Raw genomic sequence first — 1,844 nt, forward strand, 5'->3', positions numbered from 1 at the left:
ATTCTAAAAAATATTTTAGAAAAAACAAAATTATATACTTGACTTCATATAGTTAGTCTCATCTTTAAATATTATAACATGAATATACTTTCTATTTAATCCTCTTTTCAAGTTCTTTTAGAGCTTTCATATCCTCAATTACTGATAGTTCACCAAACAGTATAATTCTTTCTCTTGTTGGAAGTTTGCTGTTTAATATTACTAATGATAATCTTTCTTTTTCAATATCAAGCTCACTTTTTTCTAAATCTTCAATTTCTGGTTCTGCTATTCTCACAGGTTCTTTTTTAACTTTTACTTTTTTAGAGTCTACTATATCTTTAATTTTAGAGTTTAAAATCTTAGAAAAACTTTCTATTTCATAATTATATTTATACAGTTCATTCAGCCCTTTTATAATATCTGCTTCATCATACTTTAAAATCAATTTATCCATAGCCTTTTGTGAATAGACACTATCTAGATAAATATTCTTACGAGCTTTTAAAACAGCCTTTAAGAGCTTCTCAGACATACTATTTTCTTCAACCTCAATAGTATCTTTATCAACTTTGACGAATTTTATTTTATGAACTCTACGACTAATTTTTATCTCTTCAAAATCATACTCATATTTTTTATCAAATTTATTTAGTTCATCCATAGCCTTCCTTAGAACATGTACTTTAAAAGCTTTGTATTCTCCGTATTTATCAACTGTTCCTGTAATTTCTCTAATTTCATCTAATTCTAAAATAGGAATATTAATTTTTTCATACTTTTTAAAGAAGTCATAAAATATTAAACTATAAACACATCTGAACACTCTCTTTTCAAGAAGTTTTATCGTTGTATAATATAAACTATCTTTATTATCTTCTTCTGTTTTTAAAGCTTTATATATTGTTGGAGGAACAGCAACAAAAACTCCATCTTCACACTTTCTATATTCTGCTAAAAGATTAAAAGCTCCCCAAAGTTTTCCTTTAGCATCTTTACTTTCAATCCTTATTTTTTGTAAAGAATCTAAATATAAATATATTTCTTCATAATTTCTATCAATTCCTATTGCTTTTGTTATCTCACCTAAAGACAAAACAATACTATCTGCTTTTTCTTGTTGTAATCTATGTAAAATATAATCATATGTTAAAAGCCCTTGAGTTGTTAATGGAGCACCTTTTATTTCAATCAGTTGATTTGGTTTAAATAACGTTAAATCTTTCAATTTTTTCAAAAAAATCACCTCAAATTATAATAACATTAAAGGTATAAAACATCAATATGCTTTATTATACTTATCTTCGTAATCTTTATACCTTTCTTCGTAATTTTTGCACTTACCTTCGTAATCTTTATACCTTTCTTCGTAATCTTTATACCTTTAACTTTTTTTGCCTTTCGATAAGCATTGATTTTATTGGGTTCGTAGCGTTTATGTTTTTGCCGTAAATCTTATAAATATTGTAAATATTACAAACAAGAAAAAAAGAGGAGAAAATCTCCTCTAAAATCTAAAATTAAACCTCTAACTTTTTAAATGTAAGTAGTTTATCTCTATAATACTCATACTGTTGCTTTCTTGCTTCTATCTCTGCTGGTAATCCCTCTTTAATATCATTTACTAGAGTATCAAATCTATCAAGAATATCAACGATACGTTGTTGCTCATCTAAGGGTAAAATAGGAACTAAAATTTTAGATAATTTTGGACCTGTTATCGATCCCCTTGTTGTAAAAGCTGAATATTTAATAATAGTTTTTCTAACTTTATTAGTTGAAAAATAATATGCTGAAAATTTAGGTGTAAACGGCAAGAGTATTTTGTTGTTTTTTTGGCCTTTTCGATTGTTGTAAAATTGGCA

2 protein-coding genes are annotated in these 1,844 nt (G+C 26.0%); both read right to left on the reverse strand.

What is annotated here, in order from left to right; translation table 11 throughout:
- Window positions 1-91 precede the first annotated feature (91 nt).
- Window positions 92-1,216: a replication initiation protein gene (locus L988_RS08400; protein WP_047383369.1), complete on the reverse strand. Its 1,125-nt coding sequence runs from the start codon at window positions 1,214-1,216 to the stop codon at window positions 92-94.
- A 283-nt stretch (window positions 1,217-1,499) separates the two neighbouring features.
- Window positions 1,500-1,844, reverse strand: a 345-nt coding sequence (locus L988_RS08405; RefSeq protein ID WP_197053958.1) for a restriction endonuclease subunit S, incomplete at its 5' end; no start/stop codon positions are given.

This window comes from Cetobacterium sp. ZWU0022, from assembly GCF_000800875.1.
GTDB lineage: Bacteria > Fusobacteriota > Fusobacteriia > Fusobacteriales > Fusobacteriaceae > Cetobacterium_A.